The 18,851-nt window shown below is 52.2% G+C and carries 19 protein-coding genes and 1 pseudogene; 12 read left to right on the top strand and 8 right to left on the bottom strand.

The genetic code is table 11. From position 1 onward, the window contains the following. The first annotated feature begins 22 nt into the window (after positions 1–22). From L855_RS15725 to L855_RS21995, 3 genes are all read left to right on the top strand, one after another. Complete coding sequence (locus tag L855_RS15725) at positions 23–1,252, top strand: methionine gamma-lyase family protein (protein ID WP_159789597.1); 1,230 nt, start codon at positions 23–25, stop codon at positions 1,250–1,252. Positions 1,253–1,917: 665 nt separating this feature from the next. After that, positions 1,918–2,661 (top strand): PEP-CTERM sorting domain-containing protein, encoded by a 744-nt coding sequence (locus L855_RS15730; RefSeq protein ID WP_159789599.1) that lies wholly within the window; start codon positions 1,918–1,920, stop codon positions 2,659–2,661. A gap of 46 nt (positions 2,662–2,707) precedes the next feature. Further along, positions 2,708–3,412 (top strand): hypothetical protein, encoded by a 705-nt coding sequence (locus tag L855_RS21995; RefSeq protein WP_246198907.1) that lies wholly within the window; start codon positions 2,708–2,710, stop codon positions 3,410–3,412. 338 nt (positions 3,413–3,750) lie between these two features. On the opposite strand, the gene L855_RS15740 is transcribed toward L855_RS21995, so the two are convergent. The 5 genes from L855_RS15740 to ffh all read right to left on the bottom strand — a co-directional run bounded on the left by L855_RS15740 (position 3,751) and on the right by ffh (position 8,647). Continuing rightward, on the bottom strand, positions 3,751–4,272 hold the full coding sequence (locus tag L855_RS15740; RefSeq protein ID WP_159789603.1) for a YqeG family HAD IIIA-type phosphatase: 522 nt from the start codon (positions 4,270–4,272) through the stop codon (positions 3,751–3,753). Between the two features lie 66 nt (positions 4,273–4,338). Continuing rightward, complete coding sequence (gene mltG / locus L855_RS15745) at positions 4,339–5,406, bottom strand: endolytic transglycosylase MltG (protein ID WP_159789605.1); 1,068 nt, start codon at positions 5,404–5,406, stop codon at positions 4,339–4,341. Between the two features lie 28 nt (positions 5,407–5,434). Beyond that, positions 5,435–5,998, bottom strand: a complete 564-nt coding sequence (locus L855_RS15750; protein WP_159789607.1) for a DUF3727 domain-containing protein — start codon at positions 5,996–5,998, stop codon at positions 5,435–5,437. A 104-nt stretch (positions 5,999–6,102) separates the two neighbouring features. Then, positions 6,103–7,101, bottom strand: coding sequence for a zinc-dependent alcohol dehydrogenase family protein (locus tag L855_RS15755; RefSeq protein WP_159789609.1), 999 nt, complete (start codon positions 7,099–7,101; stop codon positions 6,103–6,105). Positions 7,102–7,183: 82 nt separating this feature from the next. Next, positions 7,184–8,647: a signal recognition particle protein gene (ffh, locus tag L855_RS15760; protein WP_159789611.1), complete on the bottom strand. Its 1,464-nt coding sequence runs from the start codon at positions 8,645–8,647 to the stop codon at positions 7,184–7,186. 194 nt (positions 8,648–8,841) lie between these two features. Here ffh and L855_RS15765 point away from each other — a divergent pair, with 194 nt between their 5' ends. Continuing rightward, the gene (locus L855_RS15765) at positions 8,842–9,060 is read left to right on the top strand and encodes a ssl0294 family protein (RefSeq protein ID WP_159789613.1); all 219 of its coding nucleotides are present in this window, start codon (positions 8,842–8,844) and stop codon (positions 9,058–9,060) included. Between the two features lie 129 nt (positions 9,061–9,189). On the opposite strand, the gene L855_RS15770 is transcribed toward L855_RS15765, so the two are convergent. Both L855_RS15770 and murJ read right to left on the bottom strand, forming a co-directional pair. Further along, positions 9,190–9,357: a metallothionein gene (locus tag L855_RS15770; RefSeq protein ID WP_192925040.1), complete on the bottom strand. Its 168-nt coding sequence runs from the start codon at positions 9,355–9,357 to the stop codon at positions 9,190–9,192. A gap of 219 nt (positions 9,358–9,576) precedes the next feature. Then, positions 9,577–11,199, bottom strand: a complete 1,623-nt coding sequence (gene murJ, locus L855_RS15775) for a murein biosynthesis integral membrane protein MurJ (protein WP_159789615.1) — start codon at positions 11,197–11,199, stop codon at positions 9,577–9,579. Between the two features lie 153 nt (positions 11,200–11,352). Here murJ and sfsA point away from each other — a divergent pair, with 153 nt between their 5' ends. From sfsA to L855_RS15825, 8 genes and pseudogenes are all read left to right on the top strand, one after another. Then, the gene (gene sfsA, locus L855_RS15780) at positions 11,353–12,072 is read left to right on the top strand and encodes a DNA/RNA nuclease SfsA (protein ID WP_159789617.1); all 720 of its coding nucleotides are present in this window, start codon (positions 11,353–11,355) and stop codon (positions 12,070–12,072) included. A 154-nt stretch (positions 12,073–12,226) separates the two neighbouring features. Next, positions 12,227–12,565, top strand: coding sequence for a P-II family nitrogen regulator (locus L855_RS15785; protein WP_159789619.1), 339 nt, complete (start codon positions 12,227–12,229; stop codon positions 12,563–12,565). A gap of 357 nt (positions 12,566–12,922) precedes the next feature. Further along, a pseudogene (locus tag L855_RS15800) lies at positions 12,923–14,640 on the top strand (pentapeptide repeat-containing protein). Between the two features lie 217 nt (positions 14,641–14,857). Further along, on the top strand, positions 14,858–16,411 hold the full coding sequence (locus L855_RS15805) for a pentapeptide repeat-containing protein (RefSeq protein ID WP_159789628.1): 1,554 nt from the start codon (positions 14,858–14,860) through the stop codon (positions 16,409–16,411). A 146-nt stretch (positions 16,412–16,557) separates the two neighbouring features. After that, positions 16,558–17,016, top strand: coding sequence for a sigma-70 family RNA polymerase sigma factor (locus tag L855_RS15810; protein ID WP_343039299.1), 459 nt, complete (start codon positions 16,558–16,560; stop codon positions 17,014–17,016). 52 nt (positions 17,017–17,068) lie between these two features. Then, complete coding sequence (locus L855_RS22505; RefSeq protein WP_343039300.1) at positions 17,069–17,257, top strand: hypothetical protein; 189 nt, start codon at positions 17,069–17,071, stop codon at positions 17,255–17,257. Continuing rightward, entirely contained in the window at positions 17,257–17,574 is a 318-nt protein-coding gene (locus L855_RS15820) for a hypothetical protein (RefSeq protein ID WP_159789632.1), read from the top strand. Before L855_RS22505 ends, L855_RS15820 begins: the two co-directional genes overlap by 1 nt. Next, positions 17,538–18,110 (top strand): hypothetical protein, encoded by a 573-nt coding sequence (locus L855_RS15825; protein WP_159789634.1) that lies wholly within the window; start codon positions 17,538–17,540, stop codon positions 18,108–18,110. Before L855_RS15820 ends, L855_RS15825 begins: the two co-directional genes overlap by 37 nt. A 15-nt stretch (positions 18,111–18,125) precedes the next feature. On the opposite strand, the gene L855_RS15830 is transcribed toward L855_RS15825, so the two are convergent. Then, complete coding sequence (locus L855_RS15830; RefSeq protein WP_159789636.1) at positions 18,126–18,659, bottom strand: hypothetical protein; 534 nt, start codon at positions 18,657–18,659, stop codon at positions 18,126–18,128. Positions 18,660–18,851: the final 192 nt, after the last annotated feature.

Below are 18,851 nucleotides of genomic sequence, written 5' to 3' on the forward strand. Positions count from 1 at the left end.
ACTCTAACCTGACTCCAAATTCATGAATCTTAAGATTAACTTAACAAAGCTGCGGCGATCGCTCGACGACCGCTTCATCACCATAGATAATATGGTCCAGGAGAATCTGCGACGGGTCTTGAACGCTTACCAACATCATCGGGTGGGGGTGCGGCACTTTGCGAGCGTCTCGGGATATGGCCATGATGACCTCGGCCGTGACACCTTCGATCGCGTCTTTGCAGAGGTTATGGGAGCCGAAGCCGCTCTGGTGAGAGTTCAGATGGTGTCGGGAACTCATGCGATCGCCTGTGCTTTGTACGGTGTGTTGCGCCCTGGGGATGAGATGCTGGCGGTGGCAGGCCCCCCCTACGACACACTTGAGGAAGTGATTGGGGTGCGAGGTTCGAGGCAAGGATCTCTGGCGGAGTTGGGGGTTAAGTATCGGGTTGTGCCTCTGACTGACGATGGAATGATCGACTCGAACGCATTGGCGACGGCCGTAAAGCCGGAAACTCGCTTGGTGTTGATTCAACGGTCCTGCGGGTATGCCTGGCGTCACAGTTTGTCCCTTGATGATATCGGAAAAATCGTCCAGGTTGTAAAACAGCAAAATCCTCAGACGGTTTGTTTTGTGGATAACTGCTACGGCGAGTTCGTGGATACTCGTGAACCCACGGCCGTCGGCGCGGACTTGATGGCGGGATCTCTGATTAAAAATCCCGGCGGAACTCTCGTGACGGCGGGAGGATATGTGGCCGGACGAGCAGATTTGGTGGAGCAGGCGGCCTGTCGTTTGACGGCCCCCGGGATTGGCAGTGCCGCAGGGGCCACCTTTGAACAGAACCGTCTTCTCTATCAAGGATTCTATCTGGCTCCGCAGATGGTTGGGGAAGCCCTTAAGGGAACTTATTTACTGTCACAAGCCTTTCATGAGTTGGGCTATTCCGTGAATCCCTTACCCCATGAGCCTCGTCGCGATATTATCCAGGCGATCGCCCTGGGAAGTCCTGAAAAACTCATTGCCTTCTGTCGTGCGATTCAACGCAATTCCCCCATTGATGCCTATCTTGACCCTGTTCCAGCAGAAATGCCTGGCTACGAGACGCCTCTGGTGATGGCCGGGGGAACGTTTATTGATGGCAGTACCTCGGAATTCTCCGCTGATGGTCCTCTGCGTGATCCCTACGTGGTGTTTTGCCAGGGGGGCACCCATTGGACTCAGGTGGCGATCGCCCTCGAAGAGGCGATCACGGCGATCGACAGCCTCTAAGCTCTTCTTTACAGTCCGGGAAACAACCAGAACAGTCCCCTCAATTCACCTCAGTTCACCTCAGTAAACTTAAGTGTATTTACTGAGGTTTTGTCTTGTTTTGGGGGCGATCGCCCTTTGTTTGATGTGGGTTAAAATGAGCGTTTGTTTTTTGCGTATTTACACGCAACCGTGGCTTGCTTTTCCTAAATGAATCCGTGTTTACTAGGTTCTAAACACAGGTTTTACACAAGCTTCACACAAAGTTTATTGAATCCTTGCAGACCTCCTAGATATTCCCATTACTATAGTAGGTAGGAACCCCATTTTCCTTAGTATATAAGGGATAGCGGTTCTCAGGGACAGTTCCTAGACACCTTTTGGCTGTGTTCAGGTCTACAGGGGTCCCGCTCAGTTTTCCGGTTTATTCAAACTTTAATGAGGGAACTGAATTTATTGTAAGTATGTCCCAAAGAATCCCGGCGTTCCGACAATAAATGTGATCGAAAACACAGCAAAGCATTGGCTGCGATCGCCACCTAACGACCCAAACATCCCTACTATTTAAAGTATCCAACCTGGAGGACTCTCTCATGCAACTACGAACAGCAATCACTTACACAGCTCCCTTACTTAGCGCCTCACTCGCTCTTGGTGCTCTAGCCGCACCAGCTACAGCATTCAGCATGAACCCGAATGAAAAATTCGGAAATGATGGGCTACTCTTCACAGAAGACACCAAAGTTACGTTCACCTTCGGTAATACCTTTGGTGCCTTTGTCTCCAGCCTGGGGCTTTACGAAGTCAACGGGAACACCCCCACCTCGGTTCAAACGCTTTTCGCTGAACAGTGGGCCGCAGATAAGGGCCACGCCAGTAGTGGTAGCGATTGGCTTGGCACTTGTGGTGAAGCAAGCAGCACCGTCGCCAACTGTACTGCTGAGTTCACCTTCAAAGCTAATGTGGAATATGCTTTGGGTCTAACCAGTTGGTCTCGAACCGGTAGCGACGACGTCGCTGGTAGCTTCATCAACACCGTCTTCTCGACTAATCGCCTCAACTCCTTTAGTGGTGACGGTCGCAGGAGAGTCGCCAACGGAGAAGAAACTCAACAATTCCTCTTTGGCTCCCATGGGACAGCGATCTATTCAGGAGAAGAGGATGGACTCTCCAATATGTTCTTAGAGCCTAACGATGAGGAAGCCTTTTACAACCCCGGCGGATACACCAGCGGTAACCCCTTGTCCGGACTTCTCGCCTTAGGAATTGAAGATCGCGGTAACCGCAACGACCGTGACTTCCAAGATATGGTTCTCTGGGCACAGGCTGAACGAGTTGGCTCTCGTGACGTTCCTGAGCCGTCTGCAATTTTGGGCTTAACAGCTATGGCTGGTGGACTAGCCAGCCTACGCCGTCGTCGTAACAGCTAATCTAGCATTGGACATCGATTGAGTTCCCCCAGGTTCCCCTCAAGAGATGTTTGAGCGTCTGACAGCAAAAACCCCAGTCTTGGAATCCTTTCGCCAGGCTGGGGTTTCTTGTATGGCAAAGAAGGGAACAGGGAACAGGGAACAGGGAACAGGGAACAGGGAACAGGGAACAGGGAACAGGGAACAGGGAACAGGGAACAGGGAACAGGGAACAGGGAACAGGGAACAGGGAACAGGGAACAGGGAACAGGGAACAGGGAACAGGGAACAGGGAACAGGGAACAGGGAACAGGGAACAGGGAACAGGGAACAGGGAACAGGGAACAGGGAACAGGGAACAGGGAACAGGGAACAGGGAACAGGGAACAGGGAACAGGGAACAGGGAACAGGGAACAGGGAACAGGGAACAGGGAACAGGGAACAGGGAACAGGGAACAGGGAACAGGGAACAGGGAACAGGGAACAGGGAACAGGGAACAGGGAACAGGGAACAGGGAACAGGGAACAGGGAACAGGGAACAGGGAACAGGGAACAGGGAACAGGGAACAGGGAACAGGGAACAGGGAACAGGGAACAGGGAACAGGGAACAGGGAACAGGGAACAGGGAACAGGGAACAGGGAACAGGGAACAGGGAACAGGGAACAGGGAACAGGGAACAGGGAACAGGGAACAGGGAACAGGGAACAGGGAACAGGGAACAGGGAACAGGGAACAGGGAACAGGGAACAGGGAACAGAAAACACGTAGGGGCGTACCCTTGTGGTCGCCCTAGGCAATAGGCTGCCTGCTGCAATAGAGCAAAACGGAGGGCAAGCCTGAGACTTGCCCTCCGTTTTGGGTTTTTTAAAGGGTTTTTAAGCTATATCGGGGGTCTTTATCCAAGACTGACCCCTTTGAAGAATGGGATCTTTATGACTGGGATCCCCTTCAAGTTTGGAGTCTTTATACAAGCGGACTCCTTTGAAACTGTATTAATGATGACAGGAATTTCCAGAAACCCTGACAAACGTAATTATTTTTTTATATTTCGTAATCTAACACCCTATGAACTGATGTTGCGCTTTATAACGCTCGTGATATGGTTTTTAACGATTGGCCGTGAGGGAGGCCCCGAGGACTTGAGAGAGCCAAACCTCCACCGAACGCACCGGAGAGTGACGCACAGACTCACCGGGGTCGACCATCGGTTCAACCAACACCGTGAACATTCCCATGCGATTTCCCGCCAGAACATCCGTAAACAGGCGATCGCCCACCATGGCCACCTGGGCCACCGGTAAATCCATCGCTGATACCGCTCGCCAAAGTTTGCGGCGGAAGGGTTTAGCGGCGAAGAAAATATAGGGCAACTCCAGAGACTTAGCAATATTGCCAATGCGGGTTTCGCTGACATTGTTACTCACCAGCCACAGGGTAGCCACCTGACGCAACTCAACAATCCGCTGCCGCAGTTCCTCCGAGGCCTCCATTTGTCCAATGGGGACCAGAGTCTCATCCACATCAAAGACGAGTCCCTTCAAATTATGCTCAACCAACAGGTCTGGCGTAATATCGAGAACCGTGCCGCCAAGAACCAAATCTGGCTGTAAGAGTTTGCCCCAAGACATAGTAAAAGGTGAAATAACAGGTTAAAACAGAGCCGGGAGGAGGACAGCGGTTGATCCGAACTGGGCTTATTGGGCTAGTTCCTGTTCAACCCGAGCGATCGCCGCCTCATGTTCGGCTAACGTACGGCTAAAAAAGTGGGTTCCATCATAGCGGGCTACAAAATAGAGATAGGGAGTCTCCTCAGGATCTAACGTGGCCTGTAAACTCGCTAATCCCGGACTGGCGATCGCCGTCGGCGGCAATCCCGGATTACGATAGGTGTTATAGGGAGAATCCACCGCTACCTGAGTCCAAGTCAAGGGAGTATCCACTGTCTGACGAATCCCCAGAGCATATTCTACCGTTGGATCTGCCCCGAGATTCATCCCCGTCCGCAGTCGTTGCCAAAAGACGCCCGCAATGGTGCGTCGCTCCTGGGCTACCACCGCCTCTTTTTCCACAATCGAGCCTAAGGTGACCCATTCATGCAATGTCATCGGTTCGGGGGGCTGATTCGCCTCATATTCCGGCAACGCCACCCGTTCAAACTGACCTAACATTTGGGCAACAATGCCATCGGGGGTAATGGTTCCCTCCCCCACCTGGTAGGTATCGGGAAAGAGGTAGCCCTCTAAATGGGGAATGTCTTCCGGGAGCCAAGGAAAGCGATCGCGGGGAATCTCCTGTGTCGCCTCTAGGAAGGCCTCGGCCGAGAAAAACTCTCGCCGCTCAAAATAGTCAGCCATCTCCAGACGGGACCAGCCTTCAGGAATGGTGAAACTTTCGTTAGCCACCTCCCCATCCCAAATTTGCGCCCCAATCTCTAACATCGACTCCTGGGGCGAAAACCGGTAGACTCCCGCCTGAAACGAGCCGTCCGGTTGCCGCCAACGCAGCCAGCGGGCCCATAACTCCCAAGCGTTGGCTGACTGAATCAAGCCAACCGCTTCGAGATCTCGGCCAATTTGGGCCGCTGGAGTCCCTGGGGGAATTTCGAGTTGTATCGCCGTCACCTCATCCTCCGACAACTCCTCCGTCGCCGTTTCTGCCACCGGAGCCGTGGCCCAACTCCACCAAGACCATCCTTGCCAAACTCCCAGGGCGATCGCCCCCGGAATCGCCAAGTAAAACACGCCTTTTGCTAGTCGTCTCACAAACTTCCCCTCATCAACTCAACAGGTATTACTCCAGGCCATTAAACAGCCGTTCAGCAATCAAACTTTCAATCGACGGGAGTAGCGGTTCCAACTCATCCAACTCCGCATCCGTCAGTAACTCCGGCTTCGCCTCAGCATTGATACGAGCCAACACTAACATTGGATCAATTGGGACATAGAGTCCATATTCCTGCTCACCTTCATAAAAATTAGCTAAACAGAGCAGTTCCTCTTCATCCTCATCGGAATCCGTCTCATTCAGAGCCTCAATCGCCTGATCCAACTCCGGAATCTCACCCACCACCGTTAAAGTGAGGGCCGTTCGCTGAAGCAACAAATCTTGTTCCGCCAGAACCGCCTTGGCCGTCTCAAAAACCTGATCAATCTCCTCCTCGGTGGCGAGATCAGCGTCCTCATCCTCACTCTCATCATCCCCCGACCAGGTCACGAGATCCACCGGAATATTGACCGGGAGTAACACCGCGTACTCAACACCATTCATCTCAAACTGATGTTCAACATAACAGGGGAGCGATCGCCCCTGTTCATCGGTGACAGACACAATCGTGCTATGAGACGTTTCGTTCATGGATGCTTGATAAGAATGTTAAGGACTCACAAACCGCAAATCGGTCTAGCCCATGGCTCTCCCTACGATAGCACGGGGGGGCGATCGCCATTGCCCCCACCCCCCTACTCCATCCGCAAGACCACTTTGCCCGACATCGACCCCGCTTCCAGTTGGCGATGAGCTGCCGCGGCCTCGGCCAAGGGGAACACCTGACTCACCTCAACCTTCAGAGACCCCCCATCAAACAACCGGGCACATTCCCGGAGAATTTTCGCCTGTTCCGCCTGTTCCTCCTGCAAATTGAGCAACATCGGCGTTAACATCAACTCCAAGCCAATCCGGAGGTTGCGTTGACGGGCCCCCTTCAAATTGCCCATCTCACTCGGCTGAAGCAACGTCACCACATCCCCATAGACCTTCACCGCCTCACAGCTGCGATAAAAGGTCTCGCCGCCAACGGTGTCAAAGGCCACATCGACCCCCTCTCCCTCAGTCCAAGCCAAAACCGCCTCGACAAAATCTTGCTCAGGATAGAGAATCGCCAAATCTGCCCCCAAGCCCTTGACAAAATCAGATTTTTGTGAATTAGAAACCGTGGTTGCCACCTTAGCGCCCTGACGTTGCGCCAACTGAATCGCCACATGGCCCACACCACCGGCCCCCGCCTGAATCAGAACCCGTTGTCCCGCACAAAGACGAGCGCGGTCATAGAGAGCCTCCCAAGCCGTAATCAGCACCAGAGGCGCCGCCGCCGCTTCTTCAAAACTGAGGGATTGAGGTTTAGCCGTCAAGCAATGCTGTTCCACCACCGCATATTCCGCATAATTCCCTTGAGATCCCCCCAAGCCTCCAAAACAGAAATAGACAGCATCCCCCGGGCCAAACCCCGAGACATGAGAACCGACGGCTTCAACAATCCCGGCCCCATCACAGCCCAAGATATCTGGAGAGCCGTTTGAGATGAAGGTTCCCCGTTGGCGCACCTTCGTATCAATGGGATTCACCCCAGCTGCCTTCAGTCGCACCAACACCTGAGTAGGGCGTTCAATCCGTGGAACCGGCAAATCCCGGACTTCCAAGACATCTGGCGTACCCGCACCGGTCATTACAACAGCTTTCATACGTTATGCCTCTTGCCTCTTGCCTCTTGCCCAGGGCGACCACAAGGGTACGCCCCTACGTCTGTTCTCTTGCCTTCTCCCCCTACAACTCCCCAAAGCCTTTCTTCTTCTTCTGTTTTTTCTTCTTCTTTGGCTTACCGCCACCGGGGCCCCGGAAGCCCGGACGGGGGCCGCCACCGCCACCGCCAAACATCCCACCAAAGGGATTCATCCCCGGCATTCCTCCACCCCCCATTCCTGGAAGATTCCCCTGGCCCATTTGCTGCATGAGCGATCGCATCTTCTTGAAATCACTCACCAACTTATTCACATCAGACTCATCAAACCCAGACCCTTTCGCCACCCGACGGCGACGACTCGGAGAACTCGACAACAAATCAGGATTGGTCCGTTCGTCGATGGTCATCGAGCCAATCATGGCCTCGGAACGTTTGAGTTGCGTCTCCCCTTTCTGTAAATCATCATCAGAAATCTGTTTCCCCATCCCAGGGATTAACTTCATAATTCCCCCCAACGACCCCATACTCTTCATCAAGCGGGTTTGTTTGAGGAAATCATTAAAGTCAAACTGAGCCGAGAGGATTTTCTCCTGCATCTTCTCAGCATCGGCCAAGTCCACCTGTTCAGCGGCTTTCTCCACCAAGGACAGCACATCGCCCATGCCCAAAATCCGGGAGGCCATGCGATCGGGGTAAAACGGTTGTAGGGCTTCAACCTTTTCTCCCATCCCCACAAACTTAATCGGGGCCCCCGAGATACGCCGCAGCGAGAGGGCCGCCCCACCCCGACTGTCGCCGTCCAGCTTCGTGAGAATTGCCCCACTGATCCCAATTTCTTCATCAAACGTGCGGGTGAGGGTGGCGGCCTCTTGCCCGGTCATCGCATCCACCACCAAGAGCGTATCGTGGGGTTGGATTGTCTCCTTGATGCGGCTCAACTCCGCCATCATGTCGGTGTCGATTTGTAGGCGACCAGCGGTATCGACGATTACCGTGTCAATGCCATCGGCTTTGGCTTTCTCGACCCCTTGACGAGCAATCTCTACTGGATCAGCATCAGTCCCCATATCAAACACCGGGACATCGATTTGTTCGCCGAGGGTTTTGAGCTGATCGATCGCCGCCGGGCGATAGATATCGGTTGCCACCAGCAGGCTGGAGCGATTGAGTTTGCGTAAATGTAGAGCTAACTTTGCAGAGGCGGTCGTTTTACCGGTTCCCTGTAAGCCTGCCATCAGAACCACCGTTGGCGGCTGGTCTGCATGGGCTAAGGGGACATTGCTCTCCCCCATAATGGCCACCAACTCATCATTGACGATTTTGATGAATTGTTGATCCGGGCGAACCCCAGCAATCACCTCCGCCCCCATCGCCTTCTCTTCTACATCAGCGATGAACTGTTTGACCACTTGTAGGTTCACATCCGCCGTGAGGAGAGCGCGACGAACCTCTTTCAAGGCATCTTGAATGTTAGCCTCCGAGATCTTGTCTTGTCCTCGGAGCTTTTTCCAGGCTTCTTCTAAGCGGTCAGCAAATGCGTCAAACATGAAATCTTGGGGTTAGCAGAACGAACAGTGACTACAGGAGATACGCAGGGGCTGCGCCTTGCTTCCCCTAAGAATAGCAAGAATTGGGGCGGAGATTCGAGAGACGGTTTTCCCCCATAGCTCTCTCGGGACGATTCACGCTAGGATTTTAACGTTCTCAATCTGTTTCCCCTACGCGCCGAAACTGCAAGCCTATGTTCTTCGACGAACTTCAACCCATCTTCAAAGAGTTGACTGCTGAGCCGATCGCGTTTTTCGGTGGCTTTGTGTCTGGAGTCCTCCACCTCGACCTGTCCGAGGAGCCACTCAAAAGCTGGGTTGGCGAGACCACTGAGTCATCCTCACGCTCCACATCTGGGTCGGACGGCGATCGCCCCAATGGCAATGGACCCCAATCCATCACCATTGAATAGCCAGATTGTCAAGGTAAAATCGCAAAATTTCCCAATCAATCCTAGTCTAATCATTCAGACGCAAAAAAGGAGGGGCGATCGCTCCTCCTTTTGTTGTGGATTGGTGATGAACTCAGGTTTGGTCAATCCCTAGCTGTGACAGGTGCAGCCTTTATGTCCACAGCCGGCCCCATCGGGGTGACCATCGGCACAAACCTGACTGCAATAGGGTTTATCGTCTTTCATCACAGCGCTTTCCAAGCTAACGATACAGAGGCAGGAATCGCAAGCGCATTTCATTTGAGTCACAGTGGTCATAATCAGAGGTCCTTTTACTTACAACATCTGAACAGTTATTCAGATGTTAGCACAAGAAGCCAGACCCAGCAGCAAACCCCAAAAACCTTAACAGCCCCTTAACACTTCCCCCTAAAAATGAGGACGAAAGGGTACGCCCCCACATCTTTCCCCTCTTGGGAGGGGTGCCCGGAGGGCGGGGTGGGTTCTGCCTCTTGCCTCTTGCCTCTTGCCTACTGCCTATCCCCGTCTCCCCCCAAACTTCGCCCGCAAGCGGTTCATAAACAAATCCACCTCCGATAGGCCCATCCGTGCCACCACCATCGCAAACACAGCCAAGCCCCCACAACCGGCAATGGTCAACTGGAACAAACTCAGCAGAAAGCCACCATCACCTAGGAACCGTTGTAGGCCCTCATAAATGCCCCAACCCGCAATCCCTGTAATAAAACTCAAGACCGTCAGAGAGGCGATAGGAGTTGCCCATTCCAACCAAGGTAGACCGCCAATCTTGCGATCAAGGAGCACTAGCAACGCCACCATAGACACCACATTGACCCCCATCGTCGCCAGCACCAACCCCGGAGCGCCAAACCATTGGATAAAGAAATAATCCAAAACCACATTGAGAAAAATATTAGCAATGCTGACTCGGAAAGGGGTTTGACCATCTCCAAGGGCATAAAACACCCGCACGATGACATCGCGCCCCAGATAAACGAACATCCCCAAGCCATAAGCCATGAGAATCGCCGCCACAAACTCTGAAGCCTCTCGGTCAAAGGCATAACGTTCATACACCACCCGCACAATTGGCGTGGCCAGAGCCACCATCAAAGCCCCCAGGGGCAACATGGTTAACCCCGTCAGAATCAGACCTTGACGAATCCGCTGTTTGAGCTGATCCCAATGTTCAGGAGCCGCCAGGCGCGAGAAAATGGGCAATAGGGGAACAAGGAGCGTGTTGGAAATAATCCCGAGAGGGGTTTGGACTAATAATCCGGCATAGCCCAAGGCTGAAGCGGTTTGGGGGATAAAAGACGCAAACCAGAGGTCGGTATAGACATTGATTTGCATCATCCCCGAGGAGAAGGTGGCCGGGCCCATGACGTTGAGGATTTCTCGCACTCCCGGCCGCCAAAAATCGAAGCGTAAGCGCAGCGTTCCCAGTCCCTCTCGCCATTGCACCACCACCTGCACCAGCCATTGCAGCAACGCACCGATAAGCGTTCCCCAGGCCAAGACTAAGCCTCCCAACATGGCATATTGGGGTTCAATGATTTGTTCCCCCAGAGACAACGCCAAAACCCCTAACCCTCCCAGGAGCGCCACACTGGAGAACAGGGGGCTAATGGACGGCAGCCAATACATATCCGCCGCATTGAGGCTGCCAAAGCCAATGCCAATCAAGCCGGCCAGCAGGGCCATCGGTGCCATAATGCGAAACTGAATCACGGCAATTTCGCGGATTTCTTGGCCCGCCGCCGTTTCCGATAACCCCGGTGCGACCACATCAATGAGAGGATGAGCAAAGATAACCAGGGCGACCGTGACCAGGAGTAGGATGCCTCCCACTAGGGTGGTCATCGTTTCAATTAGGGGAACAGCATCTCGTTTGTCCCGTTTGGCAACGACACTGACGATCGCACTATGGAACGGTCCATTGATGCCCCCAAGCAGGACTAGGAGGAAGCCGGGAATCACATAGGCGTAGTTGTACGCATCCACTGCGACACCGACCCCAAACGCAGCGGCGATCGCCTGTTGACGCACCAAACCAAAAATCTTACTAATCAGGGTTGCTGCTGCCACAATGCCAGCAACAGACGCTAAAGAACGAACCTTTCCTGTCTCGTCAGCCATAATTATCGAGTTGCGTATGCACGAGGACCATGGTCATCCCCCCCAACATTTAACCGCAAGAGGGTCACCGTCCTCGATGATTTATTCTCAGCTTGGCGGGCCCTAAACCTCATCATTTCCAACGTTTGCCCATAATCTGTCCCTAAATTTCCCATGACTAGCCCCCTGATTTACACCTATCCCCCCCTGTACTCGGGAACCCTAATCCGTCGCTACAAAAGATTTCTAGCCGATATTGAACTGGTCAATGGCGACGTGATTACCGCTCATTGTCCAAATACCGGTCCCATGACCGGTGTTTGCGACCCCAGTAGCCCCGTTTTGCTCTCCTATAGCGACAATGCCAAGCGCAAATACCCCTACACCTGGGAAGCCATCCAAATGCGTGATGCTGAGCGAACCTGGGTGGGGATTAACACCAGCCGCAGTAATGCGATCGTGCGATCGCTCTTAGAACAGCATTTAATTCCCGAATTGGGGGACTATGGAAACATCCGCTCAGAAGTCAAATATGGGCAAGACGGCAAAAGCCGCATTGATTTTCTGTTAGAGGGGGAACGTCCCATTTACCTCGAAGTGAAAAACACCACTTGGGCCCAAGAGGGGAAAGCCTTATTCCCAGATACCGTCACCCAACGGGGACAAAAACATCTGCGGGAGTTGACGGCCCTAGTGGACGAGGCCGGCTGTGTCATGTTGTACTTAATTAACCGAGGAGATTGCGATCGCTTTTCTCCCGGTGACGACGCCGATCCGACCTACGGTAAACTGCTACGAGAGGCAGTGAAGCGCGGGGTGAAAATCTTACCCTGTCAGGTTCACATCAGCCCCGAAGGACTAGGCTATTGTGGACTCGTTCCCCTGGAACTTTAGACCCCACAGTCGCCTAATCTCTAGCTATCTCACGATCGCCAAACGGGGAATCGTATAATCGGCTACAAAATGCACTGGATTGTCAGTGGTAATAAAATGCCATGCTGTACCAGCATAATTTCGCTAAAACAGACCAAACAAAGGAGTTTTCGGTGTGAAAAAGGTAGAAGCCATCATTCGCCCCTTCAAGCTGGACGAAGTTAAAATTGCTCTCGTCAATGCCGGTATCGTTGGGATGACCGTTTCCGAAGTGCGCGGATTTGGGCGGCAAAAAGGACAAACTGAACGCTATCGTGGTTCAGAGTACACCGTGGAATTTTTGCAAAAGCTCAAGCTCGAAATTGTCATCGAAGATAGCCAAGTCGATATGGTGGTTGAAAAACTCACCGCCGCTGCGCGCACCGGAGAAATCGGCGACGGTAAAATTTTCGTCTCCCCAGTCGATCGCATTATCCGCATTCGAACCGGCGAACAAAACCTCGAAGCCATCTAATCTTAATCCTCCCCCGAGGCCTGACCGAGAGGCATGGATTCACAAGCAGACCAGGGAACGCGGGACAAGTCTCGCGTTCTTTTTTTCGGAACACGACGATTCCCAGCCCAATCTCTCGCCTGATAAGATAGGACATTTAAACGACCGAAAACCCTGACTCTGTCTGAACTTATTCCTTACTAATTGTTCATTTTTTATTGTTCGTTATCATCGGTACTTTCCTGAGAAAATCTCCCAGATTGAGCGACGCGTTTTCCCAGATAGGGAGGGATTCGTGTACGATCCTCTTAGGGTGGCACGACCCACTGTGCCGAGGGTTCGGACACTCCGACCAGGGATAGATCTCGAAGCGCGTGTATGGAAGCCGAAGAACTATTAAGAAAATATGCAGAGGGCGTGCGGCGATTTATTGGCGTGAACTTAAGTGAAGCCAACCTCAGCCAAGCCAATCTTACCCGAGTGAATTTACGCAACGCCTGTTTGAGCGTGGCCAATCTCAGTGGTGCCAATTTAAGCCGGGCCAACCTCAAGGGGGCCAAGCTTAACGTCGCCAAATTGAGCAGTTGTAATTTACGAGGAGCCAATCTGCGGGATGCCGATCTCAACGTCGCCAACCTCATCCGGGCCGACTTAAGCGGGGCTGATCTCTATCAAGCCTCCTTAATTCGCACTGAGATGTTACGAGCAGATCTCAGTGGGGCCGACTTACGAGGGGCCAACCTAAGCCTCCTTAATTCGCACTGAGATGTTACGAGCAGATCTCAGTGGGGCCGACTTACGAGGGGCCAACCTCAGCGGCGCCATGCTCAAAGAGGCGAAACTCCCCCGGGCCAACTTTCAGGGGGCCAATCTCAGCGAAGTCAAGCGGCGCCATGCTCAAAGAGGCGAAACTCCCCCGGGCCAACTTTCAGGGGGCCAATCTCAGCGAAGTCGATCTCAGTTACGCCCAAATGCGGGGGGCCAACTTAGAACAAGCCACCTTCCGCCGCACCAATCTGCGTTGGGCCGATATGAGCGGGGCCAGTCTGCGCAACTCGGAACTACGACAAGTGCGTTTAAGTGGCGCCAAACTGATTGAAGCGGATTTACGGGGGGCGAATTTACGGTGGGCCGATCTCAGCGGCGCCAGTTTAGCCGGAGCCGATCTCAGCGGCGCCAAGCTCAGCGGCGCCAATCTCAGCGGGGCCGACTTAACCGGGGCCAACCTACTTGATGCCAGTCTTGTGTATGCCGATCTCACCCGCGCCACCCTCACCAACGTAGATTGGATGGGGGCTGACTTGAGTGGCGCCACCCTCACCGGGAGTAAACTCTATGGGGTTTCACGGTTTGGCTTAAAAAGTGAAGGAACCGTCTGTGACTGGGTAGATTTGAGTCCCAACGGCGACGGGACCAAAATCCAACGCTTTCGGCCCGAACAGGTTGAGGAGTTTTTTAACGAGTCCTTGCCCACCGTTCGCATTCTCGTCGATGCGGTGCTCGATCCTACCGCTCATGTTGCCTTAGCCCAGGTCTATTATCATATTGCGCGCTATTTTCCCGGTTTGAAGCGATCGCCCAATATCGATGTTAGCGATCGCCGTACCGTAATTACCTTCCGACTCGATAACGACCTCCAGCTATTCTCCATGGCCTATATCACCGTTCTGCCCTTTCGCGATAGAACGGCCACCCAGCGCAACATCGAAAACTTGGTACAACTGCTACAAACCCGAGAACGAGAAAATCTGGAAGTGGGACATTTTCGCTACATCCAGCGATTGCGAGTCTTTTTCGAGCAAACCGTCGAACGGGCCAACAGTCTTTGCAACAACGAGCCAGAAAGTCTCAACCCCGATTCCGGCCAGAGTTTTTTCCGCGCTCCCACCCATGTGATTCTCTCGAATTCCAAAAACCAAACCATCGAGGTTCAGCATCATCCTCAATTTGGGAAGCAACGACTCCAGGCCGCCAACCGCATCAATCCCATCGAACCCCCTTATCCCGAAGTCTGTAACCAGATTCTCCCGCCCCCCTTTGTTATTTTCGATTTCGTCAAAACCACGGTCACCGACCTTAATGCGGACCCCCTCTAAATCCTGGGAACCGTCCACCAGAGGACATCATCTCGCCACAAGGTGTCAATCACCCGGACAAGACTTCCAATAAAAGCGTTTATAGTTATCTCGGTGGCGGCTGCGCCTGTAGAAATCTTGGAGAGATTAGGGAAGGGATCTCAATTGTTGTTACGATTTGGGGGGCGCTTCGGTGGTTGGCTGCCGATAACTGGCTTGAAAACGAGGATAAGGTCCCATGACGCTCAAAGAACTTTTAGAACAATATGCTGCCGGAGAACGGGACTTCGGTGGAATTATGTTGTCCGAAGCGAATCTTAGTCGTATTAACCTGAGTGGGGCCAACCTCAGTGGGGCGATTCTCAGTATTGCCAATCTCAGTGGGGCTAACCTCAGTGGGGCTAACCTCAGTTACGCCAAAATGAATGTCACTCGCTTGAGTGGCTCTAATTTAGTACGCGCCAACCTAGAGGGGGCGATTTTGAACGTCGCCAATATGATTCGGGCCAACCTCAGTGGGGCGAATCTGCGAAATGCGGCCTTAATTCGTGCTGAGATGATTCGAGCCAATCTCAGCGAGGCGAAACTCAATGGTGCCAACCTCAATGCAGCGGATTTGCGCGAGTCCACCTTGAGACAGGTGGATTTAACGGGGGCCAACCTCAGTGAAGCAGATTTGCGGGGAAGTTCTCTGATTGCGGCGATTCTCCTCAACGCGAATCTGATTGGGACGGATTTGAGTAAGGCGGATTTAACCGGAGCGGATTTAAGTAACGCTGAAATGCGTCACGCTCGTCTGCATCGCGCTAATTTGAGTGGTTCTAGTTTGCGGGGAGCGAATCTTCGTTGGGCAGATTTAAGTGGGGCCAATCTTCGTTGGGCGGATTTGAGCGAAGCCAAGCTGAGTGGGGCCAATTTGATTGGGGCCGATCTCAGTTGTGCGAATCTCCTCAATACCAGTTTTGTTCATGCAGATTTAACCCAAACTAATTTAATTCGGGCAGATTGGGAGGGCGCGGATTTAAGTGGGGCTATTTTAACCGGGGCGAAACTCTATGGGGTGGCTCGGTTTAATTTAACGACGGAGGGCATGAGTTGTGATTGGCTGGATTTAAGCCCCAATGGAGATCATAGTCAGATTGCCCGGTTTGACTCGGAAAACTTTGAAAAATTTTTTAATCAAACCCCTCCGGTGGTTCAATTAGTGGTGGATATGCCCATCAGCAGTGATGCTCATCGAGTTCTGGCGGATATCTATCATCAGTTGAGCCAGCAATATACTGAAATGAATCAGCCCCCCAGTATTGATGTGGGCTACCGGCGTACGATTTTGACGTTTCGGGTTGATCATGATGAGTTATTGTTACCCACGGCTTATGTGGCGGTGTTGCCGTTTCAGGATGCGGGGGATACACAAAAAACTCTGGTGAATTTGGTGCGATCGCTCCAGAGTAGTAGTCCTGATTTGTCGGGGGTGAAGGCGGCGAATCAGGCGGCGAAGTTAAGTGTGGCGACGATTCAACGGCTACGAAAGGTCAGCGGCTTAAATTGTCCTGAGGTTCAGGGTCATTCTGAGTTAGAGTTTTTCCAGGCCCCGACCCAAACCACAGTAGCCAATTCCAGTGATTTGGGCTTGACGATTTATAGTAATCCTATGTTTGGCAAGCGTTTCTTCAATGCGGCGGAGTTGGGCATTCCCCTCAGTGCGCTCTCGTCCCAACGGGCCCAGGTAGTTTTGCCCTCCTCTCAGGAAATTCTGGAGTTCATCCAGGGGTTTTATTCGTTTGATTAGGGGTTAGGGTGGACGAATCGGTGGGGTTGGGAGGCAGAACATCCAATCAGCGTTGGGGGACGTAGTGAGAGAAAGCCCCCAACTGGTGTGCTATGTTCTCTGTGACAACACGACCGCTTCCATCCTCAACAAGTGCCACTGTCCCTATGCCAGTTACTGATGTTGACTTATACGCCCAACTGCAAACCGGCGATCGCAAGGCATTGGGGCAGCTTTATGATCGTTATGGGGGGTTGGTCTATAGCTTGAGTTTAAAGGTTCTGAAAAATCCCCAGGAAGCGGAGGATCTGACCCAGGAAATCTTTTTGATTCTCTGGCGCAAACAAAATTATGACCCCAGTCGGGGCAAGCTGAGTACCTTTTTAATGATGTTAACGCGATCACGGGGAATTGACCGCTTGCGATCGCGAGGGCGGCGACGGAAATTTCTCGGCCATTGGGGCGCCACTTTGAGCGAGGACACCATGACGACCCCAACGCCATTTGATGAGATTTCCCTGAGCGAGCGTCGAGATACAGTGCGTGAGGCCCTTGAGCAACTCCCTGAGAAATATCGCTCAATTCTGGAGTTAGCCTATTATCAGGGTATGAGTCAGTCACCTTGAGCAACTCCCTGAGAAATATCGCTCAATTCTGGAGTTAGCCTATTATCAGGGTATGAGTCAGTCGGCGATCGCAGACCATCTCCGAATGCCCCTAGGAACAGTGAAAACGCGATCGCGCAAGGGATTATTAGAAAGCGATCGCAGACCATCTCCGAATGCCCCTAGGAACAGTGAAAACGCGATCGCGCAAGGGATTATTAGAACTGAGGAAACACTTACAACCATGGATGGGGGAATCTGATGAGTAATCTTTCACCCGAGGAGTTTCAGGAACTCGCAGCGGGCTATGTTCTTGGAGACTTATCATCTGAAGAACGCCAAGTATTTCAAGCCCAACTACAACATCACCCGGAACTAGCTGAGGAAGTCCGACTTTTACAAGATGTTCTGGGAGCGATACCCTATGGATTACCAGAAACGCCACCCCCTCCAGGGTTGCGAGAGGCGATCCTAGCTGCCGCCGAAGGAGGGGCGATCGGCGGTTTCCCTGGGAACGTTGGGCAAGTGGGATTGCGGCAGTTTTGGCGATCGCCCTGCTGGTCGATAATCTGCGGTTGAGACAAACTCTCGATTACACTCAGGCGCAATTACAGGAACGAGACCAAGAGTTTTCAGATATGTTAGTAGCTCCCTTGGATGCGGTGTTAGTGAGTCAATGGGATGGGTTAGCCGAAATCACGGAAGACCACCTAAAAGCCATGACCCGAGAACAGGGACCCATGGATTATAATGCCGGAAATATTACTGCGATTATCGAACGATTTGATAGTCAGTTTCAGTTTGCGGAGACGAATCCTGTGATTCAAAAGCCAGGATTGCAGTTGATGGGAGGAACCCTCTGTGTTTTTGACAAAATCTATGGGATGCGTTACACCTATACGACGGAAACAGGACAAACCCTATCGTTTTATCAGATTGATTCTCGGGAGGAACAGCTCTCTCTCCCTGATTTGGGGTCAGGAAAGCTGTACATCAGTCAACCGGGAAAACCTCGTATGATTCTCTGGTCTGAAAATGATTTTGTCTATGCGATCGTGGCTGAACTTCCCCCCAGTTACTTGAAATCCTTGTCCGCCAACATTGTTAGACAATAGCAGCCAACTGCAGACTCAGTCTTGAGAAAAATAACGTTCTTCTATTAAGACTCGCAGGGCATCATTCATTTCATCAAGGTGAGTTGGTTTAAATGTTGAATCATCACGAACAATTTTTGCTTGGGCGTGGTGATTATTTCGTATTTCCCAACGAATTTCAGTCAAATGATTACGGTCAACAGGACCAAAATGACGATGCCAATGAATGGGAATTACGAAATCCATACCATGTCCAGGAGTCTCTGCCATCAAGATAGGCTCCGTATAGTCATAAATACCATGTGGGTGAATAATCGAAAAGATGTTCCTACCCAAATACTCACGATTATTGTTTAGGCGACTGACCAGTTCCCTGGACAACATAGTCCCTTGGGAAGGCTTAATTCCCTCCACTAAGGTTTCTGAAGTTTTATCATTCCCATTGGCCTGCATCGACCAAGAAAATGCCACCTGTTGTGGCATGGAAGCGGCCCAGACTGGGGATGCTAAGTTGAAGGCGGGTAAAAACGTCAGACAGATTATCGTTAGGACGGCTGCAAGTTTCATCATAATCAGAATCAGACTTGGTTTTTCCGTAGAGTTAGGGATGGACTAGAACAGTAATCAACAGCTTCGTTAAGTTTAGAGGATTTTGAGATCTGTATCTTAGGCATACCTAGCAGGAATGACCTGGCGTTGAGAGTTTCAGCTTCTAGCTCCATCTAAATGCCATAGTTTCATGACAATATTGAGAATCCTAAA

The sequence above is a fragment of the Sodalinema gerasimenkoae IPPAS B-353 genome (genome assembly GCF_009846485.1).
In the GTDB taxonomy this organism is placed as follows: Bacteria; Cyanobacteriota; Cyanobacteriia; order Cyanobacteriales; family Geitlerinemataceae; genus Sodalinema; species Sodalinema gerasimenkoae.